Genomic DNA, 25,327 nt, shown 5'->3' on the forward strand with positions numbered 1-25,327 from the left:
GGCGCTTTACCCAATTAGATAGCGTATGGCCTGCTGGGTTAAGCCGCCGTTTAGGCGCGATGCTGTACGACGGATTTTTGGTGACAGCCATTTGGCTCGCAGTGACAGTCGCTCATCTGGCGTTTTTTCGCTTTATATTGGGGCAGCAGGCTGACGAGATAGGCACAACGCCGTTTGATATCTGGAGCCTTAGGCTGATGTTGCTGTTCTTTGTCACGCTGTTCTTTGTCTATTCATGGCGGCGTGGTGGCATGACGTTAGGGATGCAAGCATGGCGGCTGCGGGTGCAAACCACCGATGGTTATGCGATTTCACTTAAGCAAAGCCTAATTCGCTGTGTGGTAGCTTGGCTTTCCCTGGCCGCTTTTGGCATTGGTTATTGGTGGGTCTTGTTTGATCGGCAGCGTAGAAGTTGGCCAGATATTGCCTCTAATACGCAAACCGTGGTGCTACCGAAAAAATAATTTCACCGTCTGTTTTGCTAAAAATATTGCTATGACAAGACGTTATCATGTGGCTCATTTTTATTAAGACGAATGGCTACCAAAAAGCACCCATTTCTACTTGAAAAGATGTATGCGAATCATTTACATTCATCTCATGATCTTTATGAGGTGTTGCCATGTACGTTTGCGTGTGCAAGGGAGTAACCGACCATCAGATTCGTCAGCACGTTAGCGATGGCGCGCGCAGCTGGCGAGAAGTGCGCGAAGCCACAGGTTGCGGAACCCAGTGCGGAAAGTGTGCTTGTTTTGCTAAATCGCTGACCCGCGAAGCGGTTCAAGAGGCTCGTTGCGAAGCGGATATGAGTCTCGCTTACGCTGTGTGACGCGAATCACTATTGTTAGATTTATCGTTAGCAACTATATGATTCTTTTGAGTTTTTAGTTGTTTCCTATATACTCCCAGCATCGTTGGGAGTAAGCCTGTTTATGGCCTATACTCTCTAGTTAGCGTAATCGCACACTAAGAAAGGTGACGTCATGAAAGGTGATCCTAAGGTTATTCAGCATCTCAATATCGCCCTCGGCAATGAACTGGTAGCCATCAACCAGTATTTCTTGCATGCCAAAATGTACAAAGACTGGGGCTTTAAAGAGCTTGCTAAGTGGGAATATGATGAGTCCATTGAGGAGATGCAGCACGCCGATAAACTTATCGAACGTATTCTGTTCCTTGAAGGCATTCCTAATCTTCAGGATCTAGGCAAACTGCATATCGGTGAGAATGTAAAAGAAATGCTCGAAAGTGATTTGAAAATCGAGCATGACGGTCGCAAGGACTACATCGAAGCAATTACCTACTGTGAAAGCGTTAAGGATTACGTAACCCGCGATCTACTGCGTGACCTGCTTGCCGATGAAGAAAGCCATATTGATCATATCGAAACTCAGCTTGGTCTGATCGATAAAGTAGGTATTCAAAACTACCTCCAAAAACATATGCAGCTGGCAACTGACGAAGAGTAACGCTTGTTAATTGAAGCGACATTAGTTAAGCAAAGCGTCAATCAGCAAAACGGGCAGCCACTTGGCTGCCCGTTTTTTTGGCTGTTTAGGCCTTCTATTTTTGTGCTTGGACACTGCTAGCGAGATAGTTTGCGCAAGCCCACCAGATTTGAAAGTGACACCGCCAGTACCGATAGCAAAATCAGTGCTAATGCGGGAATCAGCACCGCCCAAGGCGCTCGCTCAACATAGGGCATGCCTTCGGCAAGGATTAACCCCCACTCTGGCGAAGGTGGGCGTGGCCCCAGGCCAAGAAAGCCAAGTGCTGCCAAGGCCAGCGCCACGCCAGGTAAGCGCAGCATGGCGTGGCGAAACACTGGGCCAATCACTGCCGGTAAGATGTAGCGGCTCATTAAGCGGAAATGACCCACGCCTAACATTGGCGTAATACGCACGTGGGGCTGGGCTTTTACTTCCGCCACCAGTGCCGCTGTGTGTGCAGCAAGCGGAGCCCAAGCGACGGCTGTTACCGCAATGATCGCGCCGCTAGCGCTTGGCCCTATTAGCCCAGCGACAATCAACCCCGCAATGGTGGGGGGCGTTGCCTTGGTGATTTCAATAGGGCCCGTGGCGAGCTTGGGGGCTAGTCCAATCAGCAACCCTATTATTAGCGAAAAGAATACGACGACGGTTGCCATGCCCATGGTGGACAGCGCTCCGTGAGCTACTCGCGCCAAAATGTCGCGCCCAGTGCCGTCGGCACCTAGTGGTAACGCAAGGCTTGGGGATTCTAAGCGCATGAACGCGGAGCTAAACGGATCACGTCCCATCCCCGCTACGATTAGCACAAAGAGTAGCAACATCGCGATGGCGGGTACGACCCATGCCCTGCGTGGAATATGTTGCTCGCTATGCGCCACGGGCAGTGCCCCTAGCTGAAAGGCACGACCCAGTAACAGTACGCGACCAATATTGGCCAAACTGCCTAATATAATAGCGATAATCAGCAGAATCAGAATGCCGGTTTGTAGCGCAGGCAGGTCCTGGGCCGATGCTGCGCCAAGCGTTGCTCGCCCCAGGCCTGGAATAGAGAATACCTGTTCGACGGCAATGGCTCCTCCCGTCAGACCCACCATCACCATGCCGACCTGAGGCATCAGGCTGGGTAAGGTACGGCGCAGCGCGGCCATGACAATTCGGCTGGGTGAAAAGCCTGCTACGTTCCAGGTAGCGACCCAGCGCTCGCTGAAGGTGGCTGCAAGGCCATCGCTAAACAAGCGGCCCAGCAGGCCGCCTGCCGGAAGGCCTAGCGCAAAGGCGGGCAATACGGCATAGCTAAAACCTCGCCAACCGTAAGGCGGCAGCCAGTTTAGCCATGCCGCAAACACGACTAGCAGTAGTGAGGCGAGTAGAAACTCAGGCAGAGCCGTCAGAGCTGCGCCAATAGCACCTGAAGAGTGGCTGACCTGACCGCGTAAGCCACGCCGTACCACGGGCAGGCAGATAAGCGTCGCGGTAATCACCGCCACCAGCATGCCAAAGGCCATTAGCGTCAGTGATACCTGGGCGCTCTTTAACATGCCCGGTAGTACCGGTGCGCCGGAGACCCAGGAATTGCCTGCATCGCCATGCAGCAGACCCAGCAGCCAGCTTTGTAGCTTTTCGACGGGGCCAAGATCCAGGCCTAACTGAGCACGAATCGCTGCTAAAGCTTCGGGGGTGGCTTCCTGCTCAGCAGAGCGTGCCCGTAAAATGCTCAGCGCTGGGTCGCGGCCGGATAACCACGGCAGTAGGCCGACCAGCACCACCACACTGGCTAGTGTAACCAAACGTGAGAGTAGCGGAATAAAGGGCGTGATACGCACGCTGCGCCATGGGCGCAGCGGTGTTGCGGTTGTCATACGAGGCGCACCTTTAGGAGTCACTGTCGACGTCGATGGCTGTCTGCTCAGTGATCAGCGCACGCTCGCGGGGATCGCGCTCGGCGTTAGAGACCCGTGCCGATTCACCCTGGATAACGCGCTCGTGGAGCATTGGAATAGCCGCATCGGTGCGCAAAATAGCCGCTTCTGCCTCGATAATTGCTTGGCGGCGCTCATCTCCAGTGGGCAGCATGGCGGCATTGGTCAGCGCCTCATCGACGGCGGGGTCACATAGCTGGGCAATGTTGAAAGAGCCCGCACACGCGAAGTCGCTGAACATATAGGCTACAGGGTCGCCTGAATCGAGGACGGTGGCGCGCGAAAGAATAAAGGCGTCAAACTCGCCGGCTAAGGCGTCTGCTTCTATATGCGCATACTCACGCACTTCTTGGTTAACGTTAAAGCCCGCGCGGCTCAGCTGCTGTTCAAGCAGTACAGCCACTTCGGGCAGCTCGGCGCGGTCGGTAAAGGTTGCCAGGGTGATGTTAGTGCCGTTTGGCTCGCTGGGGGCGGTGCGATCTTCAAGTGGGGTGCGGTAGTCGCTTGCCCACGCTAGTGCCGGGCCGAGTAACCCTTCGGCAATATCTGCACGCCCTTCGTAAACGGTATTCACAATAGCGGAGCGGTCTATTGCTTCACGAACGGCTGCGCGAAGGCCGGGGTCGGTCATTGGGCCTGACTCGGTATTCAGGTAAAGCGTATTGGTGCGTGGCATGGGCACTTCGTGGACTAACTCTGGGTCAAGCAGCGCCACCTGGGATACCGGGATCGCTTCAACCACATCGGCTGCACTGGTTCTCAAAGCTGCCGCCCGAGCGGTGCCATCGGGGACATAATCAGCATCAATACCGGCCACTTTGGCGGATTCGCCCCAGTAGTCATCAAAGCGATCCAAGTGGGCGCTGCTCGTACCGTTGATCTCTGTTAATACGAACGGGCCGGTACCTGCTTTGATGGGATTAACCCGGCCATCCTCGCCATAGGCGCTGGCGGCTAAAATCGCTAGTTGGGGGCTGGAAAGGCGATTGGGGATCAGTGGGTCCTCGTTTTCCGTGCGTACAATCACCGCATTATCACCATCGGCTTCGATGGTCATGTTTACGCCATCTAAGATGCGTGGCTTGGGAGCGGCCTGGGTGGCTGCAGTGAGAGCGTTTACGACGTCGCTAACGGTCAATGTCGTGCCATCATGAAAGTTGACCCCATCACGAATCACAAACCGCCATGTATGGCCATCGAGCTGCTCCCACTCGGTGGCTAGAAAGGGCTGTGGGTCGCTGCTGGCATCTAGCCGAACGAGTGTCTCCGCCGTGCTCCAGCGCGATAGCTTAAAAGCATCATCGGAAAGCGGCGTTAATCCCGAGCGAGGTGGCTGCAGCATCGCCAGGCGAATTCGTTCACCGACTTCTGCAGATGTGGTGTCACGCTGTTCATCAAAACAACCGGCCAGCAATAACGGGGCGACAAGGGCAATTGGCAGGGAAAGGCGCAGCGGACTGGGTAACATTGTAAAACTCCAGTTGACGTGACGGACAGGAAAAACGGTTAGAAAAATTAAAAAGTCACAGATACGTTCTTAAAGTGCTGCTAACTCAGCTGCATTGCAGTTTGGATGCGCGCAACTAGGAAGCTGTGTAACGGCATTGATTAACGAGCGCGTAGTCGGATGGTGGGGCGCACGCCATAGCGCTGCCGTTGAACGGTCTTCAACTATGTTGCCGTCATCCATAACCAAGGTGCGTTGGCATAGTTGGGTAACCACCGATAAATCATGGGACACCAGCAGTAGCCCCGTGCCGCTTTCATCGCATAGCTTTTTCAGTACGCTAATTACCTGCGCGCGAACCGGTAGGTCTAGACCGCTCAGCGGCTCATCGGCAAGCAAAAAGCGCGGGCGGGTAGCGATCGCGCGGGCAATGGCGACCCGTTGCGCTTGGCCGCCGGAAAGTTCATGAGGCAAACGGTTCAAAAAACGTGCATCCAAGCCAACTTGCTCCAGCGCTTCTCTGGCACGCTCTTCTGGAGTGCAATCAATGCCTAGTCTTATTAATGGCTCGGTCACTAGCGCTTGAACACACATGCGAGGGTCAAGAGAGGCGCCGGGGTCTTGGGGGATATACTGAACAGCCCGACGGTACCATCTAAGCTTGGCCGTGGCGGCGGGACGTACCGCTTTATGCAAGCAAGTAATCGAACCCGTATCGGGTGCCTCAATCGCCAACAGCGAGCGCAGTAGCGTCGTTTTCCCAGATCCTGACAAGCCGACTAATCCGACACGCTCGCCCGGATAAAGTCTTAAGTTGATGTTATTCATGACTTGTTTGCGTTCACCCGCCCGCCAAAAAACAGTGCGGGGTAAAGAGACGCTTTTATAGAGTCCGTTTGCTGAGAGAAAGGCTTCCTGGCACTTAAAAAGTGGCTGACTCTGCATTTAGGCACTCTTCAAATAGTCAGTTGGGACTACTTCAGGCGTTTGCACATTATGTGCCGCCGCGACTAGCGTTTGGGTGAAGGGGTGTTGCGGCGAGGTGATTAAGCTATCTAATTCGCCACTTTCGATCATTGTCCCTTGCTCAATGATCACCGCCCTTTGGCATAGCTGCGCTGCGGCGTGTAGATCATGGGTGATGAATAACAGTGCAGATGCTGTGCTTTCAGTATGTTGACGTAAGGCGCGTAACACTTGGCATTGAGTGACGACATCGAGCGCAGTGGTAGGCTCATCGGCAACCATTAGCGACGTTTTACATGCCATAGCCAGGGCAATACAGACACGCTGACGCTGCCCGCCAGAAAGCTCTGCTGGGGTGCGCTTGATTAACTGTTTAGGGTCTGGGAGGTCTAGTGACCCAAGAAGTGCCACTGCGGCGTCAGTCGCGGCTGGGTGCGAAAGGCCGTGATGACGTATAAAGGGTTCTCGCAGCTGGGAACCGATTGAAACTAAGGGGTTAAGCGCCGAAAGGGAATCCTGAAATACCATTGATACCCGAGAGTTTTTGGGCCGCTGTGTCGCTGGTGTCGCAATCGCTTCTTGGCCTTGAATGCGTATGCTTCCCTGAACTTGAGCACTCGGAGGCAGCAAGCCGAGCACAGCTTTAGCTGTGAATGATTTCCCCGAACCAGATGCACCCAATAGGCAAACTCGCTCGCCGGGCATAACGTCAAACGAGAGCCCATCGACGACCTGTTGCTGGCCGATTTTAATGCGCAGATCACGCACGGATAACACGGGGTCGCTGCACACTGAAACCATCGCTTGCTGAACCGCTCAATAAGACATTTTGGTTATGATATAACATTGGTTGGATGGGCATCAATCTATGCGTTAATACTGCGTCTAAAAAGCGTGTTTCAGCGGTTAAAACAACGAGTCAAAACAGCGAGTCTAAAAGAGGTCAAAATGAAGCTAAGAGATGCCCATAAAAAAAGCGCTGATTAACTCAGCGCTTTTTTCTTCAGGGTCAGTAAAACAATAACTTACTTAGCAGCAGTCGATAGTGTTTGTCCCTCTTCGCCTGCGCCGAAGGCATCAGCATGCTCATCAACAGCAAAGGTCGCGCGGCTTAAGCGGCGTACGCGCTTCATAAACAGGGCGATACAGACCAGCGTTCCCAACGCCGCGACGATACAGCTTGTTTGCAGTGGCAAACCAAAACCAATCGGTGCGTAGGCTAAATAGGTAAAGGTGGCCATGGTCATAAAGACAGCAGGAATCGAGGTGATCAGGTAAGGCTTACGTGATAGCACGAGATACATGGTGCCGACCCACAGTGCAATCACTGCCGTGGTTTGGTTGGCCCAGGAGAAGTAGCGCCATAGCAGGGTAAAGTCCATGTGAGTCAGCGCGTAAGAAGCAGCAAACAGTGGCAGGGCGATCAAAATACGCTTAATAATCGGCTTCTGCTCAATTTTGAGATAGTCAGCAATAATCATCCGTGCACTGCGGAAGGCGGTATCGCCCGAGGTAATCGGCAGCACAATAACCCCTAGAACAGCCAGTGTTCCGCCAATAGCACCAAGCATGCTAATAGATACTTCGCTGACCACCGCTGCAGGACCACCAGCCGCTAACACTGCGGACAGCGATTGTTCGCCTTGGAATAAACTCATGGCGGCGGCGGCCCAGATCATCGCAATCACGCCTTCGGCAATCATCATGCCGTAAAAGATTTTACGGCCATTGGTTTCGTTTTGCGTCGTACGCGAAATGATGGGGGTTTGTGTGGCATGGAAACCTGAAAGAGCACCACAGGAGATCGTTAAGAACAGCAGAGGGAAAATGGGCGCTCCTTCCGGATGCATATTCTGGAAAGAGAGTTCTGGAATCGGTGCGCCGGTAACAACCAAACCGATGCCAATACCTGCGGCGCTGAACAGCAACAAAGCACCAAAGTAGGGGTAGATACGGCCAATGACTTTATCAATCGGTAGCAGCGTAGCAACCAGATAGTAGGCAAAAATCGCTAAAATAATTAGCGTTAAAGAGAGTGATGTCATATTAGCAAGCAGTGCTGCGGGCGAGGTTACAAAAACCGTGCCCACCAGTAATAACAGCAAAATAGCAAAGCCGTTGACCACATGCTTCATGGTCTTACCGAGAAATTTACCCGCTAACTGAGGCAAATGAGCGCCGTGATTGCGAATCGAGATCATACCGGTGAGGTAGTCATGTACGGCACCTGCAAAGATGCAGCCAACCACAATCCATATAAAAGCCACTGGACCATAAAGCGCCCCTAAAATGGGGCCGAAAATCGGGCCGACACCGGCAATATTAAGCAGTTGAATAAGTGAGTTGCGCGTGGTGTTCATCGGCACATAGTCAATATTGTCACGCATACTAAACGCCGGTGTTTGACGCTTGCGGTCAGTAACAAACACGCGCTCAACAAACTTGCCGTAGGTGAAGTAGCCCACGACTAGAAGCAGTATCGATACAATGAAGGTGATCATTTAGGGCACTCAGTGTTAGGGGAATTAATAGGGTAGTGCATACTAGTGAGTTACTTGTCAGTACACTTATTTAGCCGGGCTGAATGTACCGACTCATCATGAGAATCGCTTTAAGACTTTAGTGGCCTATGGTGCTAACGAGGGCAACCAACAACATAAGGCTTCATTAACGCAAGACATCATCAACACAAAAAAAGGGCAGCGCTGTGCTGCCCGGTATGTCGTTATAGTGATGGGGTTTTAAACGTTACGATTCCACAACGCCGCAGGCCATGCGCGCACCGCCACCGCCTAAGTGGGGATCATCTGAATACGTATCGCCGCCCGCATGGATCATCAGGCTGCGCCCTGGCATATCTTCCATACTCAAGCGTGGTGCCAGCACCGGTAAATTGGCTTCGCCATCTTTATTTACCGTGAGCACCGGGAGGTCACCTAGGTGGCCATCGCCGTAGGGTCCTTGGTGGGTGCCCGTCTCTTCAGGGTCGTAATGACCACCTGCAGACAGCGCTGCGGTCATTTCGCCACTATCGTTTTCAGCAGGCTCGCAGCTGGCATGTTGGTGGACATGAAAACCGTATACGCCGGGTTCTAGGCCTGTTAACGACGGCGTAAGCAACACACCGTGCTCAGTATGCTCAATAGCGACAGTCCCAATAGACTGTTCAATTCCTTCGGCGTTGACCTTGTGCATTTCAACGTCGAGCGCTTCATTGGCCTGAGCGGTAGTTGCCAGCAATAACCCTGCGGCAATACCTGTTAATGGTAGTGAGTAACGCATTGTGCAATTCTCCTTTCCTTATCCATGGAAACTCGTATGACGAGTTGCCATTTCAAGGTAGCTTCCGAGAAGCAGCTCTGCCAATGGATTGGTCATTGGGGCTAGTCGTTTTCCTGATGCCGCTAGTAGCGGATGACATTGAACCGTTAAGCCGCGACAATAGCGCGCTGCTTCAAATCACCGCGATTTGTTATCTCAATTGCCGCTATCGGGGAGTGCCATGTTACCATTGAACATCCTTTATCAGGATGAGCATCTTGTTGCTGTGCATAAGCCATCTGGGTTACTGGTGCACCGCTCGGCGCTGGCGCGTGGAGAAACACAGTTTTTGCTTCAACGCCTGCGTGACCAAATTGGCAAACGAGTGTATCCGGTGCATCGGTTAGATAGACCCACCTCCGGCGTGATGGTATTTGGCTTATCATCTGAAGCGGCAGCCGTGTTGAGTGAAGGCTTTAGCGAACGGCAGGTAGACAAACGCTATCTGGCGGTAGTGAGGGGCAAAGCGCCGGAGCAAGAGCGTCTTGATTACCCACTACGGGAAGAAGATGGCACGCGCCCCAAAGCCGAGATGCCTGCTATGCCCGCGATGACCGATATTCGTCGCCTGGATAGCGTTGAATTGCCTGTGCAGGTAGACCGCTATCCAGTGGCGCGCTATTCGCTAGTGGAAGCGCGGCCTATGACCGGGCGTCGACATCAGATCCGTCGCCATCTTTCTCGACGTGGTTATCCCATTATTGGTGATGCCAAGCACGGCAAAAGTGTCCACAACCGCTTTTTCGCGGATCAGCTGAATGCTCCCCGTTTGCTGCTGGCAGCCAGCTATTTAGCGTTTGATCACCCCTTAACCGATAAGCGCATCCAACTAAGCTGCGCACTCGACGCGACCATGAGAAGCCTATTTGAGCAATTCGGCTGGGCTGGGTATCTGCCGCTAGATAGCGTGCGAACCCCAACCATCTCAACCCCCGCTGCGCTTCAGCGGTAGTCGTGACGAATCGAACCGTGCTGACAAATAGCATGTTGTAAAATAGAGAGCCTGTAATGTCTTCGGATTATGACTTTCGCTTTGGCGGCATTCGCCGCTTGTATGGCCAACGTGCTGCCACGGCGTTTCGCCATGCCCATGTTGTGGTCGTGGGTGTGGGTGGCGTGGGTAGTTGGACGGTAGAAGCGCTGGCGCGTTCTGGCATTGGCAAGCTAACGCTGATTGATTTGGATGACGTCTGTGTGTCCAACGTCAATCGTCAACTCCATGCGTTAGACGGCACTATTGGCCAGCCAAAGGTAGACGTGTTGGCCGAGCGTTGTCGCTTGATTGCCCCGGAGATAAACGTCGTAGCCGACAGTGCTTTTGTCACGCCCACTAACCTTGCCGAGCGTATCCCCGATGATGCCGATCATGTGGTGGACGCGATTGATAGCGTGATCGCCAAGGCAGCGCTAATCGCTTGGTGTAAACGACGTAAACTGCCGATTACCGTGACGGGAGCTGCAGGCGGTCAGACGGATCCTACCCGCATTCAGGTGGCAGATTTAACACGTACTGAACACGATCCACTGCTTTCCAAGGTGCGCTCGCGGCTGCGCCGTGATTATGGTTTTTCGCGTAATCCTAAGCGGCGCTTTTCCGTTGAGTGTGTCTATTCTGATGAACAGCTGGTGTACCCTGGCGCTGACGGCGAAGTCTGTCTGCAAAAGCCCGGTAACGGTGATGCTACCCGTTTAGACTGCGCCTCAGGCTTTGGCGCGGCCACCTTTGTCACTGGTACGTTTGGTTTTGTCGCTGCCTCAAAAGTGCTCGAACGGCTGGCTAAAAAAGCCGCTAAGCCCCTGCCATCAACGACCCATCAAGAGGAAAGTGAATGACTGCGCCTGTTCCCGGTATATATCGCCACTATAAAGGTAGCCTTTACGAAGTGCTGGGCACCGCTCAGCACAGTGAAACTGAAGAGGTGCTAGTCGTTTACCGTGCGCTTTACGGCGACTACGGCTTGTGGGTGCGCCCGCTGACAATGTTCACTGAAAGCGTTAACAGAGATGGTCAGCCACAGCTGCGCTTTGCATTAGAGAAAGCGTTTAATTAATCCGGCGTTTCCTAACGGCGACACCACTCAATAGCGTTACGCTTCTCTCTTCGATATTTATGCGCCACCCGGGTCTTTTCTCAACAAAGTCCCGGGTGTTTTTGTTGTGTGCTATTGCTTATATTCCAAAATGAGCTATGTTTATAACAATTGTTTGTCGGGGTTGTGCCATGCGCTGCTGCTGAGAGCGGCAGCGAGAAACGCTAGGAGAGATGCATGCAAACACAATCGCTAGAGAAGGGCGTTGCTATTACTTCACAGCTCACGGTCGAGGAGCTTGAGCAGGTAAAAGCTCAGGGCTTTAAAACGGTGATCTGTAACTGCAAGCCTGGCGAAAGCGCTGAGTTTTCTGGAGAGGATGCTTACCGCTTTAAAGCAGCAGAACTTGGCCTTCATTGGGTACACATTCCGGTGACCCCCGGCGAGTATAGCCAAGCGGATGTCGCTGCTTTTGCTCAGGCGTTGCAGCAGCTACCTCGGCCTATTTTGGCGTTTTGTCGGTCAGGTAAGCGTGCTACCCATCTTTGGGCTTACGCAAAGCGCCATACCGAAAAATGCGATCTGGCGGAACTATTTTCCGCTGCTAAAGCAGCCGGTTTTGATTTGGAAGCGCACCGCCAAGGGCTTGAAAATCAGACGGCGTAGGCGTGCGGTGTGATTTGCCTTAGTCAGTGCTATTACCAGAGCGAGTACTCCCCATGAACATAGAGCGTTGGGTGCCTGTGGTTGGCTGGCTGCGGCGCTATAACCGGGCTTTGTTATTTAAAGATTCGCTGGCAGCCGTTATCGTCACGCTAATGCTGGTGCCCCAGGCGTTGGCCTATGCCTTACTGGCTGGGTTGCCGCCAGAGATGGGGCTGTATGCCAGTATGCTACCGCTGGTGCTTTACGCCATCTTTGGTACCAGTGTCAGCTTGGCGGTAGGGCCGGTAGCCGTGGCAGCGTTAATGACGGCGTCGGCTTTAAGCAGCTTTGCTACTCCAGGCAGCCCTGAATATATTGGTGCTGCACTGGTGTTGGCGGCGCTTTCAGGAGTGATGTTGATTGCCATGGGCGTGCTGCGGCTGGGCTTTTTGGTCAACTTCTTAAGCCATCCGGTTATTTCTGGGTTTATCACTGCGTCGGGAATTTTGATCGCCATTAGTCAGCTCAAGCATATTCTAGGTGTTGAGGCTGCGGGGCATAATGTCATCGAGCTGCTGGGCGCACTGTTCAGCCAGTGGCAACAGATCAATCTCATCACGCTGATGATTGGCTTAGGGGTGTGGGGCTATTTGCTGGTTTGCCGCAAGCGCTTGAATACCTGGCTGATGGCAATAGGTATCTCGGCGAGTACTTCGGGATTGATAGTCAAAGCCGCGCCGATTTCAGCGGTGATGGTGACTACACTGCTGGCCTGGCACTTTAACTTGGGGCAGTACGGTGTGGACCTGGTCGGCTTTGTGCCTAGCGGCTTGCCTGCCATTGCGCTGCCTAGCCTAGATCAGTCGCTATGGCTTGGCCTGTTGCCTGCCGCTTTATTAATCAGTTTAGTGGGCTTTGTAGAATCGGTATCCGTGGCGCAAACCCTGGCGGCTAAGCGCCGCCAGCGTATCAATCCAAATCAAGAACTCATCGCTCTTGGGATGGCCAATTTGGGTGCTGGCGTCAGCGGTGGTTCGCCGGTTTCAGGTGGGTTTTCACGCTCGGTAGTAAACTTTGAAGCTGGCGCGGCAACACCGTTGGCCGGGGCATTTACCGCCTTGGGTATCGTGCTTGCAACGTTGTTGCTCACTGGTCTGCTGGCATTCCTGCCGACGGCGACATTGGCCGCTACTATTATCGTCGCCGTGGGCACATTGATTGATCTGCCCGCAGTAAAGCGCACTTGGCAATACTCCCGCAGCGACGGCGTGGCAATGGTGGCGACCTTGCTTCTGACCTTGTTGCACAGTGTCGAGGTCGGCATTATCAGCGGTGTGGTGCTGTCACTAGGGCTGCACCTGTATCGCACCAGCCAGCCCCATAGTGCCGTAGTAGGGCGGGTGCCGGGCACCGAACATTTTCGCAATGTGAAGCGCCATGAGGTCGAAACCGATCAACATGTGGCCATGTTGCGCATTGATGAAAGCCTTTACTTTGCTAACGCTCGCTACTTAGAAGATACCGTGATGGCGCTGGCTGCTCGTTCCCCTTCGTTAAAACACATTGTATTGACCTGCCAGGCGGTGAACGTGATTGATGCGTCTGCGCTTGAAAGCTTAGAAGCGATTAACGGACGGCTAAAAGATGCTGGCGCAACGCTGCACTTGGCGGAAGTGAAAGGCCCTGTGATGGATCGATTAATAAATACAGCGCTTTACCGCGAGCTAACAGGGCAGGTGTTTTTTACCACCTTTGAGGCTTGGCAGGCGCTGGCTCTCCCTGCACAGAATGAAAAGCCGCAACCCTGCGCTTAATGGTCACCCGTGATTGGAGAAAATGGCGTGAACGCGTTAGCTTAGCCCTAACGTATTGACGACACTCCAGGGAACGGCCATGACCTCGCTATCACCGCAGCAGACGCTGAAGGCAGTATTCGGATTTGATGATTTTCGCGGCGGCCAGCAGGCGGTGGTGTCCAGAGTGTTGGAGGGGCACTCCACGGCGGCAATTTTTGCTACCGGGGCGGGGAAGTCACTCTGTTATCAGTTGCCTGCACTTCATCTTCCACACCTGACTCTAGTGGTGTCGCCGCTGCTGGCACTGATGCAGGATCAGCTCGCTTTCTTGGCGCGCCATGGTGTTGCAGCGGCCAGTATTGATTCCACCCAAGACCGCGATACGACCCGTGATGTGATGGAGCGCGCTAAAAACGGTGAGCTGAAAATCCTCATGGTGTCGGTGGAGCGGCTTAAGAACGAGCGCTTTCGGCACTTTCTACGTCAGGTGCAAATATCACTGCTAGTGGTTGATGAAGCACACTGTCTCTCTGAGTGGGGACATAACTTCCGCCCTGATTACCTTAAACTGCCTGATTATCAGCGTGATTTTGCTATTCCCCAGGTGTTGCTACTGACAGCCACGGCCACGCCAGCGGTTATCGCTGATATGCGTGAGAAGTTCTCAATCGTACCGGAAAATGTCATTACCACTGGCTTTTATCGCGCTAACTTAGAGCTTCTGGTGGTGCCCGCGATGGAAAATCGTCAGCAACAGCTGATTGATTGGCTTATGCCACAAATGCCGCCTGGCAACGAAGCGCCTACGATTATTTACGTCACCTTGCAGCAAACTGCCGAGCAGCTGGCAAGTGCGCTGGCCGCCCAGGGGATTGCTGCCCAGGCGTACCATGCGGGACTGGACTCAGCCCGCCGCGACGACATTCAGCGCCAGTTTATGAACGGCGAATCGCCCTGCATAGTTGCTACCATTGCCTTCGGTATGGGGATTGATAAAGGCAATATCCGCAACGTTGTGCACTTTGATCTACCTAAATCGATTGAGAATTACAGCCAGGAAATTGGTCGGGCAGGGCGCGATGGGCTGCCTTCCACCTGTTTAACCATTGCCGGACGCGATGGTCTGCGGGTGCTGGAAAACTTCGTTTACGGCGACACGCCTGAGTACGCGGGTATTTTGCGTTTACTAGAGGAAATCTCATCAGCCGGTCAAGCGCCAGATCGCCAGTGGGAAGTGCTGCTCAACACGCTTTCCCGAGATACCAATATCCGCCTGCTGCCACTTAAAACGCTACTGGTGCGGTTGGAAATGCACGGCATAATTGCGCCGCGCTTTGCGTTCTTAGCCGAGTATCGGTTGCGCTACCATATTGAGCCTACTGCCTTGGTGGGGCGCTTTGAAGGAGAGCGCGCGGCCTTTGTACGCTTGTTGATCGACAATATTGCTATTGCTCGCACCTGGGGAACGGTAGATTTTGAGCGGCTGCATCAGGCTGGGCAGGCACAGCAAATCGATGCTTCCCGTGCCCGTGTCATTACCGCGCTTGAATACTTCCAGGATAAAGGTTGGTTGACCTTGGAAGGTAAGCGCATGACCGATGTGTATGAAATTTGTCAGCCGGAATTTTCGGTCGCGGCGATGGCAAGCCAGTTATTTAATGAGTGTCTAGATCGGGAGCGAATCGAGATTGAACGGCTGCACTCCATGCTGGCACTGTTTGAGTCGCAAAGCTGCCTGACTCGGCGGTTAGCTGAGCATTTCGGGGATACCACCTTCGATGGACCACTTGATACCGAGCAGCGCCGCTGTGGCCACTGCTCGGTATGCTACGGCAGCCCGGTTAGGCTACCGGATACGACGCCATTACCCACGCTGTCTGAGAATGATTTTATCCGCTATGCCACACCGCTGATTGAGCGCCATACCGAACAGTTCGGCCAGCCGCCCAGCGCTCAGCGGTTGGCGCACTTCTTATGTGGTTTAACCATGCCGATTTTTACCCCACTCAAAGCCCGCGGCCTTAACGGCTTCGCGGTCTTTGAGCAGCGTGCCTACCCTGAAGTACGACAGTGGGCAGAGCGCTGTTTGGCTAGCGCTGGCAGTTAAAGCATTACTCCCAAGCGGGGAACGGATCGGGTAGCTGCTTCCAGGCTTCCATGCCTTGTAATAGCTCAGCTTCGCTTAGCAGGCAGGCGTCTAGTGCGTCACGCATCTTGGCTTGGTCCAAGTTCTGGCCGATAAACACTAGCTCCTGGCGCATATCGCCAAATGGCTCCTGCCACTTTTCCATAATGAACTGGCGAGTTTCAGGATCTTCCGGCCAGTTAGCTTCGGGGATAGCTTTCCAGAACACGCCCGCTAGGCCGTGATGAGCAATACCACCTGCTTGGCTCCATTGGCCTGCGAAGCGTGGCCGAGTAGCAAGCCAGAAAAAGCCTTTCGAACGTAGCAGCCCTTTACCAAACCACTGTTCATTGAGTAAATCGTGAAATTTCTGTGGGTTGAAAGGGCGGCGAGCATGATAGGCAAAGCTACCGATACCGTACTCTTCGGTTTCTGGCACATGCTCGCCACGCATTTCTTTTAGCCAACCAGGCGCTTGCTGAGCGCGCTCAAAATTGAACTTGCCAGTATCAAGCACCTTCTCTAGCGGCACGCCACCTTGAGTGATGGGCACCAGCTCTGCATCAGGGTTGAGTGAGCGTAGAATCGCCGTTAGCGCATCAAGCTCTTTTTTATTGATCAGATCCGTTTTGCTGATCAGTAATACATCACAAAACTCGATCTGGTCGACCAGCAGGTCTGCAACGTTACGCTCGTCGTCTTCACCCAAGCTTTCACCCGCTTCAGCGAGGCTTTGCGCTTCGCGGTACTGCTCAAGAAAGTTGGCACCATCGACGACAGTGACCAGCGTATCAAGGCGTGCAACGTGGGAAAGGCTCTGGCCGCTTTCATCCTCAAAGGTGAAAGTTTCCGCCACCGGTAGCGGTTCGGAAATCCCCGTGGACTCAATCACCAAGTAATCAAATTTACCTTCTCTGGCCAGTTGGCTAACTTCTTCTAGCAGGTCTTCACGCAGCGTGCAGCAAATGCAGCCGTTGCTCATTTCTACTAACCGCTCTTCAGAACGGTTCAGCGCTACCTCGCCATCTAACGTGGACTCGCCAGGGCCGCCACGCACTAATGCACCGTCGATATTGACCTCGCTCATATCGTTAACGATCACCGCTACCCGGCGGCCCTCGCGATTGGCAAGAATATGATTAAGTACGGTGGTTTTACCGGCACCTAGAAAGCCCGACAGCACGGTGACGGGCAGGGGAGAAAACACGGTCATTGTGAATGTACCTCTAAGCGGGTTTTGATAAGCGGCATCATGTTATGTGATAATATAACATTAAATAGACGGTTAAAAAGACCCTTTAGAAGATGGCATCCTCTGATTTTTCGTAGCAAATGATGATTAACGCTTATATTGCGTTGGGCAGTAGCCGCGTAAAATATCCGGCGATCGCAAAGCTGTGTGTTTAGTTGCGCGACCTGTAACGCGTTTACGCCACAGTCGAAACGAGGCCGGCTTAAGCTGGTGGCGCATTACCTCTATGACGTCCGGCTCGCCTAGGCCAAACAGAGTGTCGATCGCTTCAAACGGGGTGCGATCTTCCCAGGCCATTTCAATCACGCGGGACTGCTCTTCTGCGGGTAAACGACGGAAGCGTTTCACAGCTGCTTTAGGCATTGGTCACCTTACATGTTGATGAAGCGTGCAAGTAACGGGTTGCTATTGATTGTACCAGTATTGGACGCTGTTGTTTTGTTTGTACTGGTATATTGAAGAGATGTGCAGTTGTGAGGGCAGTTTACTTTACTGCTAAAAGCGCGCGAAAAAGGCCATTCATCAATACGGGCTCGTCGCGGAGAATGTTAAAGCCTGCTTGTTGAAGCAGTGGCGTTGCCTGACGGGTGATGTCGGTCGCGATCAATGAAGTGAGGGCGTTCAGTGCTCGCCGACTTGGACCGGCAGTGTGGGTGTCGGGTTGGAATTTATCCATAACACATAGCTGCCCGTCGTTTTTCAGTACCCGGTGCGCTTCGACTAGCCCTTGTTCAGGATTGGGCATTACCGCCAAAATAAGATGCATCACAACGACGTCAAAATGCGCATCTGGATAGTCCAGTGCTTCAGCATCCATCACACGACATACCACGTCACGTTGCGCATGTTCTGCTCGTTCACGGGCTCGCGTCACCATTGCGGGGGTCAGGTCGGTTAAATGGATTTCTAATTCGCGCGGTAAATAAGGTAGGTCTAACCCGGTGCCTGCTCCCACCAGCAGCACTCGCATGCCGGGTTCCCAGTCAACTTGGCTAAGCGCATTTCTGCGGGGTTTACGAAACGCTTTAGTTGCCACCAGATCATAGACTGGTGCGTAAATGCTATAGCGCAAGCGGTTCCAGGCGGTGGTATTTACCATAGGGTCTCTACCTCGATATAGGATCTTTGTCTCGACATAAGATCTTTGCCTCGACATGAGATCTTGGCCTCGAAAAGGGCGCTGCGCGTTCAATGAATCGCGTTTAACGTTTGCGAAGGGCTTTCGCCAAACTGTTGCTTATAGTCATGAGCAAATTGTCCCAAATGCCAAAAGCCCCAGTAAGTGGCAATTTCAGTCACTGTTTGGTGAGGCTCTGCGCTGCGCAGAGCACGACGTACTCTATTCAGCCGTGTTAAACGTAAAAACTGCAGCGGACTAATACCAAGGATAGACGTAAAACTGTATTGCAGCGTGCGCCTGCTGACATGAGTTAGCTCGCATAGCGTTTCCATGGTGACGGGACCTTCCAGGTGTTCATCAACATAGCGCTTCACTCGGTCAACCACTGCTTTCCGATGAGGATAGCTGGGAGGCAATTCATGGCTTGTTTGGTTGGCTTTTAATACCTCCATTAGGCCTGTTAGCAAAATATCTTGATGAACGTTTTCAGCGATGGGGCCTTGCTGATTTGAGAGTAAGCGTTCAAGTAGAAAAGACACCGCATGCAGCGTTTCAGGCGCTACCCGACGGCGGGGTGAATCTTGCCACTCATGATCAAGTATCACCCCCTGCCGCTGGGCAGCAGCCTGTAATAACGGCATACGTATCACTAGTCCGTAGATATCAAATGCCTCGGGAGTTACCAGCTCAAAATCACGACCGCCGGGGTGGCACATTACCTCATGTTCTTCCAGCGCCTGCCCATTAATTCGTGACCCTAGTGCTTGAAGGGGGATGCCCAGCCAGAGAGAGTTAGGCCACACTCGGCAGTCTTGTCGCAGTGCTTGCCCGGTATGTTCTTTAAACACCTGCATGGCGGGTAACTCAATTTCATCTAGTCGCCCATAAAAGCGGCCAGGACTTAACTGATCATATTGCTGCTGCCAGCGGGTCAGATTTTGGGCATGTTCGTCGGCATCAAACGCCTCTTGAATGCATTTTTTTGGTGCAATGTCTTGGCTCGTTAGCGTCATGAAAAACTCCTGTGAACATGATTAAAGCGCCATCACGTTGCGTGCTTTGCTCTAAATTATTGTATTTAATTTGTTTTTTTATAAGCATGACAGGTTTGCCAAAACTCGATACTCCCCATTAAGTGATAGCGCTACTGTGGAAACAAGCAAATTATGTTCCTCGACGCGCATTCGGCACCACTGTTTTAGATAGCTCTGTTTTAGAAAACACGGTTTTGAGAACATAGTTTTTGAGAACATGGTTTTGGAGATAGCTGTTTTAGATAGAACTGTTTTAAATAGCCTCGTTTTGAGGAGCATTGTTTAAACGAATATTGATTTAGAAATAAATGTTTTAGAAATATACGTTTTCCTAAATCATCGCTTTTAAATATAAAAAAGGAAGGTCCCATGGCGCAGACCTATCACACAACTGTTGGAAGCCGCCGCTATCGCTTTAATGGCTTGGCGGAATTGATGGCCAAGGCCACGCCGCCACGCTCCGGTGACCGCTTGGCAGGTGTCATTGCAGAATCAGCAGAAGAGCGGGTAGTGGCGCAAATGGTGCTGGCAGAGCTACCACTTACCACGTTTTTGAACGATGTGCTGATCCCCTATGAGCAAGACGAAATTACCCGTTTAATCATCGATGAGCATGATGCTGCTGCGTTTGCGCCGCTGAAGCATTTAACCGTGGGTGACTTGCGTAACTGGCTGCTGTCTGACTATGCCACCAGCGATGTGTTAGCCGCGGCTCGCCCTGGCATTACCCCTGAAATGGCCGCCGCTGTTAGCAAGTTGATGCGCAATCAAGACTTGATGCTGGTCGCCAAGAAGTGCCATGTGACGACCGCATTTCGTAATACGATTGGTTTGCCGGGGCGGTTATCCACGCGTTTGCAGCCCAACCATCCTACCGATGACGTGACCGGAATTGCCGCCAGTATTCTGGATGGCTTGCTGTATGGCAGTGGCGACGCGGTCATTGGGATCAATCCTGCTACTGATAATGTTGCCCAAAGCATCAAGCTAATGCGCCTGATGGATGATGTCATTCAGAAATATGAAATCCCCACCCAATCCTGCGTGCTCACGCATGTGACCAATACGCTCGAAGCGATTGAGCAGGGCGCACCGGTAGATCTTGTTTTTCAATCCATTGGCGGTACCGAAGCCACCAACCGCAGCTTTGGCTTTGATTTGAGCACGCTGGCAGAAGCCGAGGCGGCCGCTCAGACGCTGAACCGCGGTACGGTTGGTCGCAATGTGATGTATTTCGAAACCGGGCAAGGCAGCTCGCTTTCCGCTGATGCTCATCATGGTTTGGACCAGCAAACCTGTGAAGCCCGCGCCTATGCGGTGGCACGCAAGTTTAATCCGCTGCTGGTGAATACGGTGGTGGGATTTATCGGCCCTGAGTATTTGTACGATGGCAAAGAGATCACCCGAGCGGGGCTGGAAGACCACTTCTGCGCCAAGTTGCTAGGCGTGCCCATGGGCTGTGATGTTTGCTACACCAATCACGCTGAAGCCGATCAAAATGATATGGACAACCTACTGACGCTGTTAGGCGTGGCGGGCTGTAGCTTTGTGATGGGTATCCCTGGCTCCGACGACATCATGCTCAACTATCAAACCACGTCCTTTCACGATGCCCTTTACGCACGGCGCGTGCTTGGGTTGAAGGCCGCTCCGGAGTTTGAGCAGTGGCTGGCGAAGATGCAAATCTTCCAAGACGTTTCTTCCTATCGGTTAAATGATCAACTCCCGGCCGCTTTCGCGAATAGCCTGCGCCACCTACCAAAGGAGGCTGCTCGCGATGTCTGATAATGAAGCGAAAAAAGCCCCACCGATGGTGATCGCTAACCCATGGGAGCGGCTGAGGGCATTTACCGATGCTCGCATTGGGCTTGGGCGGGCGGGCATTAGTCTGCCCACCCATCAGCTATTGGCGTTTCAACTGGCTCATGCCCAAGCCCAGGATGCCGTTCACTGCCCCCTTGAGTGTCAAGCGCTGGCCGATGAGTTAACGACAGCGCTGAGCCTGAACCAGACACCGATTCATGTACATAGCCACGCAGTGGATCGGGCCATGTATCTGCAGCGTCCGGATTATGGCCGTCGTCTTGACGACGCTTCGCGAGAGCAACTGCAACAAGCGGCGCAACGTGGCCAGCGCTTTGATTTAGCGGTGGTGATTGTCGATGGACTTTCCGCACTGGCGGTACAGCAGAACAGTGCGCCGTTTCTTACTGCGCTGTATCGCGCCTTTGAGAGTGATCAGCGAGAGTGGCAGCTCGCGCCACTAACCATCGTAGAGCAGGGCCGCGTGGCGATTGGTGACGAGGTTGGCGCGCTGCTTAATGCCGATGCCGTGCTGGTGATGATTGGTGAGCGCCCAGGCTTAAGCTCCCCCGATAGCCTCGGGCTGTATATGACCTGGGAACCAGAAGTGGGCTTAAAAGATGATCGCCGCAACTGCATTTCAAACGTGCGTCCAGCAGGGCTTAAACCGGAAGAAGCCGCGCGGCGCTTGTTGTTGCTATTAACCGAAGCCCGTCAGCGGAAACTGTCTGGCGTGCAACTGAAAGATCGTAGCGAGGACAACGTATTAGACGGTGCAACAGGGGGGACAACTCAAAACTTTCTGGTGGCCGATTAGTGTGTGCTTGCGCGCTAAACGCAACCCATTAACGACATATCAATAACAACACTTATAAAAACGCTCCTAACAACACTCCTAACAACAATATGGAACCAACACCCCGACTCAGCACGCCGCTGACAACGATTGCGTTCCACACTGAAAAGGGCATGACAATGACACAACCTTCTGTCGATCAAGCGTATTTGGCCAAGCGCCAACTGCGCAAAGGCACCGCGGGCTGGCTATTACTAGCAGGGCTTGGGGTTTCTTATGTTATTTCCGGTGATTTTGCCGGTTGGAACTTCGGTATTGCCGAAGCGGGTTGGGGTGGCTTTGCCATTGCCGCCTGCTTAATGGCGATGATGTATCTTGCACTCGTATTAGCATTGGCGGAAATGTCCGCAGCGATTCCAGCCGCTGGCGGCGGCTATAGCTTTGCCCGCCAAGCGATGGGGCCAGCGGGTGGCTATTTAACCGGGCTTGCGGTGTTGATTGAGTACGCTCTTGCGCCTGCTGCGATCGTGATTTTCATTGGCTCGGCAGTCGAATCGCTGCTGGGCATTAATGGGCCGCTGGTTTACCTGCTGTTTTACGCAGTGTTTATCGGTATTCACCTAGCAGGCGTGGGTGAAGCGCTAAAAGTAATGATGGTGATTAGCGGCCTAGCGGTATTTGCGATTTTGGCCACGGCAGTGGCGTTGATTGGCAATTTCGATGCAGCGAATCTGTTTGATATTGCGCCCACTGATGCAGCCGGTGCGAGCACCTTTATGCCCTATGGTTGGTACGGTATATGGGCAGCGCTGCCGTTTGGGATGTGGCTGTTTTTAGCGGTTGAGGGCGTGCCACTAGCGGCAGAGGAAGCCAAAGACCCCGCGCGGGATATGCCTAAAGGGATTATTGCCGCGATGCTATTCCTGCTGTTTACCGCCTTATTGGTCGTGGTGTTGCTGGCAGGCGCGGCGGGAGCCGAAATGATTGGTCAAAGTGGGGTGCCGCTGGTCGATGCGCTTAACGTTGCGGGCAACCCAACACTTGCCACACTGGTGAATGTGTTGGGTCTTGCGGGGCTGGTGGCGTCATTTTTCTCGATTATCTATGGCTACAGCCGTTTGGTGTTTGCGCTTTCTCGTGCGGGCTATTTACCAAAGCCGCTGTCACTGACCAGCGAGCGTAAAGTGCCTTATCTGGCGCTGATTGTGCCTGGTGTATTTGGCTTTTTGGTCTCGCTTAGCGGCGAGGGTGATCTGATTCTAGGAATGGCCGTTGTCGGCGCGACGCTCTCTTATGCATTGATGGCGCTCAGCCACATTCTACTGCGAGTGAAACAGCCTGACTTACCACGCCCTTATAAAACACCCGGTGGTGTGGTGACCTCTGGCGTTGCGTTAGTGCTTTCCCTCGTCGCGCTTACCGGAGTCTATGCTTTCGACCCCCGCGCGTTTAATTACACCATCGTTCTGTTCATTGCTGGTGCAGCGTACTACTTCCTTTACAGCAAGAATAAGCTGGTGGCGAAAACTGCTGAAGAGGAGTTTGCGCTGGTGACTGCTGCCCCGGAAGAGTTAGACATTGATGAGCCGGCGCCAGCTGCTGCCAAGCTGTAATGTTTGATCTTAATCGCCTAGGCTGACTAGGCAGTTTAAGCCTCTGTGCCCAATGGCCCAGAGGCTTTTTATGATAAGTACTAAAACAGCCAGCTGCTTTTTTAAATATACGGATTACCCACCAAGGTCTTCTCGCATGTAGTGCTCCGTTACGCGAAGCTGGGGGAAATCCTCAGGAGCACCGCCATGAAGCACTCTCCCGCGTATCGTTTAGCGGCCACTATTTTGCATGGATTTGATGGCTACCGAGCACGCTTCAAGCAAATTACCTTTGACGCCAGTCGGCGTTTTCGTGATGCGGCCTGGCGTGATGCCCAGCAAGCCTCAGCGGCGCGGATTAACCTTTATGGGGAGAAAGTGGGCGATACGCTGGCACGTTTGCAGCGTACCTTTGATCATGAGGTGCTTACGTACTGCGAGACATGGCGGGAGGCGCGTGAGCACTATGCGCAGCTGATTAGCCAGCGGCTGGATTACGAGTTGGCCGAGACGTTTTTTAACTCACTATTCTGCTCGATTTTCCACCACCGCCATATTCGCAATGACTGGATGTTTGTGTACAGCTCCCGAGAAGATGCTGCTCACCATTCTGGAATTGAGCTTTGTCGACAGTATTCCGTCAATGGTGATTGGGCCCAGGCGCTTGCCTGGGCGCTTGAAGAGGCACCGTTTGATAACGCCTTTGCTGATCTGGAGCGCGATATTGAACTAGCTGTTGGCCTATTAGAAACCCTGCTTCCCGCCACTATTTTGCAATCAGAAGACGCTAAGTTAGAGCTATTGAAAAGCGTTTTTTACCGCAATAAAGGAGCCTACTTAGTCGGCCGCATTTTGGGGGGCGGTGAGCAGGTGCCACTGGTGTTGCCGATTCTGCATGGTGAAGGGTTTGGCGAGCAGCAGGGCGGCGACCCCTGCCTGCACCTGGATACCGTGCTAACCGAGACCGATGAAGTCTCGATTATTTTTTCGTTTACCCGTGCCTACTTCCAAGTCGATGTGCCGGTGCCTGGGGAGTTTGTTCACTACTTAAAACAGCTCATGCCCCATAAGCCTGAAGGCGAACTGTATGCCGCGATTGGCTTTTTTAAGCATGGCAAAACCGAATTTTTCCGTGCCTTAAACCTGCAAGTGGCCAAGCGTGAGGATCAGTTCGTCATTGCGCCTGGGGTGCGTGGCATGGTGATGGCGGTGTTTGTACTGCCCAGTTTTCGTACCGTGTTTAAGATCATTAAAGATAAATTCGATCCGGCCAAAGAGGTCACCCACGCCATAGTGCGCGAGAAATACCGCTTGGTGAAACGCCACGACCGTGTGGGACGTATGGCTGATACCCAGGAGTTCTCGAATTTTATCGTGCGTCAGGATCACTTTGCGCCGGAGTGTCTAGAGCACTTGTTAGAAGTGGCACCGTCGACTGTGTCATTAAAAGATGACAAGGTGATTATTAAGCACTGCTATACCGAACGCATGATGACGCCGTTGAATATCTATCTGGAGCAGTGCAACACGGACGAGCGCGTAATGGTGCTTAAAGACTATGGTAACGCCATTAAACAGATGGCAGCGGCGAACATCTTCCCTGGCGATATGCTGTTAAAAAACTTTGGTGTTACCCGCCATGGTCGAGTAATTTTTTACGATTACGACGAGGTGTGCTATCTCACGGAGTGTCGCTTTAGGCACATGCCTAAAGCGTATGGCAATGACTTTCAAGGAGGGGGCGGGGAGAGTTTTTACGTTGGTCCCAACGATATCTTCCCCGAAGAGTTCGGCCCGTTTATGTTTGCCAACCCGGAGCTGCGCGCTATTTTTATGCAACAGCATCCGGAGCTATTTGATCCCGATTACTGGTTGGAGCTACAGCAGGCTATTGTCGATGGTCGGGTGATTGATGTTTATCCATATCGTAATAAGCAGCGCTTCGCGGGGACCATAGGGCAACTGGTATATTAGGAAACAGTAAGCAGTGA

At 52.9% G+C, this 25,327-nt stretch carries 23 protein-coding genes; 13 read left to right on the forward strand and 10 right to left on the reverse strand.

Annotation, left to right across the window (positions count from 1 at the left end; genetic code table 11):
- Window positions 1-59 precede the first annotated feature (59 nt).
- From IR195_RS03025 to bfr, 3 genes are all read left to right on the forward strand, one after another.
- Entirely contained in the window at window positions 60-464 is a 405-nt protein-coding gene (locus IR195_RS03025; protein ID WP_240645185.1) for an RDD family protein, read from the forward strand.
- A 158-nt stretch (window positions 465-622) separates the two neighbouring features.
- Window positions 623-829, forward strand: coding sequence for a (2Fe-2S)-binding protein (locus tag IR195_RS03030; protein WP_083001105.1), 207 nt, complete (start codon window positions 623-625; stop codon window positions 827-829).
- A gap of 154 nt (window positions 830-983) precedes the next feature.
- Entirely contained in the window at window positions 984-1,469 is a 486-nt protein-coding gene (gene bfr / locus IR195_RS03035) for a bacterioferritin (RefSeq protein WP_089039189.1), read from the forward strand.
- A gap of 116 nt (window positions 1,470-1,585) precedes the next feature.
- Here bfr and IR195_RS03040 read toward each other — a convergent pair whose 3' ends face one another.
- The 6 genes from IR195_RS03040 to sodC all read right to left on the reverse strand — a co-directional run bounded on the left by IR195_RS03040 (window position 1,586) and on the right by sodC (window position 9,104).
- The gene (locus tag IR195_RS03040; protein ID WP_206048710.1) at window positions 1,586-3,349 is read right to left on the reverse strand and encodes an ABC transporter permease subunit; all 1,764 of its coding nucleotides are present in this window, start codon (window positions 3,347-3,349) and stop codon (window positions 1,586-1,588) included.
- A gap of 13 nt (window positions 3,350-3,362) precedes the next feature.
- Window positions 3,363-4,877 carry an ABC transporter substrate-binding protein gene (locus IR195_RS03045; RefSeq protein WP_206048711.1) on the reverse strand — a complete coding sequence of 505 codons (1,515 nt, stop codon included), beginning with the start codon at window positions 4,875-4,877 and terminating at the stop codon, window positions 3,363-3,365.
- Window positions 4,878-4,946: 69 nt separating this feature from the next.
- A complete protein-coding gene (locus tag IR195_RS03050) occupies window positions 4,947-5,801 on the reverse strand; it encodes an ABC transporter ATP-binding protein (protein WP_206048712.1) in 855 nt (284 codons plus the stop codon).
- Window positions 5,802-6,599, reverse strand: a complete 798-nt coding sequence (locus IR195_RS03055; protein WP_241006787.1) for an ATP-binding cassette domain-containing protein — start codon at window positions 6,597-6,599, stop codon at window positions 5,802-5,804.
- A gap of 248 nt (window positions 6,600-6,847) precedes the next feature.
- Window positions 6,848-8,323, reverse strand: a complete 1,476-nt coding sequence (locus tag IR195_RS03060) for a carbon starvation CstA family protein (protein ID WP_125745534.1) — start codon at window positions 8,321-8,323, stop codon at window positions 6,848-6,850.
- 247 nt (window positions 8,324-8,570) lie between these two features.
- Window positions 8,571-9,104 carry a superoxide dismutase family protein gene (sodC, locus tag IR195_RS03065; protein ID WP_146944204.1) on the reverse strand — a complete coding sequence of 178 codons (534 nt, stop codon included), beginning with the start codon at window positions 9,102-9,104 and terminating at the stop codon, window positions 8,571-8,573.
- 220 nt (window positions 9,105-9,324) lie between these two features.
- Here sodC and IR195_RS03070 point away from each other — a divergent pair, with 220 nt between their 5' ends.
- The 6 genes from IR195_RS03070 to IR195_RS03095 all read left to right on the forward strand — a co-directional run bounded on the left by IR195_RS03070 (window position 9,325) and on the right by IR195_RS03095 (window position 15,721).
- Entirely contained in the window at window positions 9,325-10,095 is a 771-nt protein-coding gene (locus IR195_RS03070; RefSeq protein ID WP_206048713.1) for a pseudouridine synthase, read from the forward strand.
- Between the two features lie 56 nt (window positions 10,096-10,151).
- Complete coding sequence (tcdA, locus tag IR195_RS03075) at window positions 10,152-10,976, forward strand: tRNA cyclic N6-threonylcarbamoyladenosine(37) synthase TcdA (protein ID WP_206048714.1); 825 nt, start codon at window positions 10,152-10,154, stop codon at window positions 10,974-10,976.
- A complete protein-coding gene (locus tag IR195_RS03080) occupies window positions 10,973-11,194 on the forward strand; it encodes a DUF1653 domain-containing protein (RefSeq protein ID WP_206048715.1) in 222 nt (73 codons plus the stop codon). The genes tcdA and IR195_RS03080 overlap by 4 nt, the downstream gene beginning before the upstream one ends.
- A gap of 216 nt (window positions 11,195-11,410) precedes the next feature.
- Window positions 11,411-11,839, forward strand: coding sequence for a protein tyrosine phosphatase family protein (locus IR195_RS03085; RefSeq protein WP_146944218.1), 429 nt, complete (start codon window positions 11,411-11,413; stop codon window positions 11,837-11,839).
- A gap of 53 nt (window positions 11,840-11,892) precedes the next feature.
- Entirely contained in the window at window positions 11,893-13,632 is a 1,740-nt protein-coding gene (locus tag IR195_RS03090; RefSeq protein WP_206048716.1) for a SulP family inorganic anion transporter, read from the forward strand.
- Between the two features lie 79 nt (window positions 13,633-13,711).
- A complete protein-coding gene (locus IR195_RS03095; RefSeq protein ID WP_206048717.1) occupies window positions 13,712-15,721 on the forward strand; it encodes a RecQ family ATP-dependent DNA helicase in 2,010 nt (669 codons plus the stop codon).
- Between the two features lie 4 nt (window positions 15,722-15,725).
- Here the strand turns inward: IR195_RS03095 and zigA are convergent, their stop codons facing one another.
- The 4 genes from zigA to IR195_RS03115 form a co-directional block, all read right to left on the reverse strand.
- Window positions 15,726-16,952, reverse strand: a complete 1,227-nt coding sequence (gene zigA / locus IR195_RS03100) for a zinc metallochaperone GTPase ZigA (protein WP_125745549.1) — start codon at window positions 16,950-16,952, stop codon at window positions 15,726-15,728.
- A gap of 126 nt (window positions 16,953-17,078) precedes the next feature.
- Window positions 17,079-17,354 (reverse strand): TIGR03643 family protein, encoded by a 276-nt coding sequence (locus IR195_RS03105; RefSeq protein WP_172419921.1) that lies wholly within the window; start codon window positions 17,352-17,354, stop codon window positions 17,079-17,081.
- Between the two features lie 121 nt (window positions 17,355-17,475).
- Window positions 17,476-18,090: a class I SAM-dependent methyltransferase gene (locus IR195_RS03110; RefSeq protein ID WP_206048718.1), complete on the reverse strand. Its 615-nt coding sequence runs from the start codon at window positions 18,088-18,090 to the stop codon at window positions 17,476-17,478.
- Window positions 18,091-18,179: 89 nt separating this feature from the next.
- Window positions 18,180-19,124 (reverse strand): helix-turn-helix domain-containing protein, encoded by a 945-nt coding sequence (locus tag IR195_RS03115; RefSeq protein ID WP_206048719.1) that lies wholly within the window; start codon window positions 19,122-19,124, stop codon window positions 18,180-18,182.
- Window positions 19,125-19,514: 390 nt separating this feature from the next.
- Here IR195_RS03115 and IR195_RS03120 point away from each other — a divergent pair, with 390 nt between their 5' ends.
- The 4 genes from IR195_RS03120 (at window position 19,515) to aceK (ending at window position 25,310) form a co-directional block, all read left to right on the forward strand.
- Entirely contained in the window at window positions 19,515-20,930 is a 1,416-nt protein-coding gene (locus IR195_RS03120) for an ethanolamine ammonia-lyase subunit EutB (RefSeq protein ID WP_125745557.1), read from the forward strand.
- The gene (eutC, locus tag IR195_RS03125) at window positions 20,923-21,765 is read left to right on the forward strand and encodes an ethanolamine ammonia-lyase subunit EutC (protein WP_206048720.1); all 843 of its coding nucleotides are present in this window, start codon (window positions 20,923-20,925) and stop codon (window positions 21,763-21,765) included. The genes IR195_RS03120 and eutC overlap by 8 nt, the downstream gene beginning before the upstream one ends.
- Window positions 21,766-21,923: 158 nt before the next feature.
- Entirely contained in the window at window positions 21,924-23,357 is a 1,434-nt protein-coding gene (eat, locus tag IR195_RS03130) for an ethanolamine permease (protein ID WP_146944234.1), read from the forward strand.
- 186 nt (window positions 23,358-23,543) lie between these two features.
- Window positions 23,544-25,310 (forward strand): bifunctional isocitrate dehydrogenase kinase/phosphatase, encoded by a 1,767-nt coding sequence (gene aceK, locus IR195_RS03135; protein WP_206048721.1) that lies wholly within the window; start codon window positions 23,544-23,546, stop codon window positions 25,308-25,310.
- Window positions 25,311-25,327 lie beyond the last annotated feature (17 nt).

This window comes from Vreelandella venusta, from assembly GCF_015689495.1.
In the GTDB taxonomy this organism is placed as follows: domain Bacteria; phylum Pseudomonadota; class Gammaproteobacteria; order Pseudomonadales; family Halomonadaceae; genus Vreelandella; species Vreelandella venusta.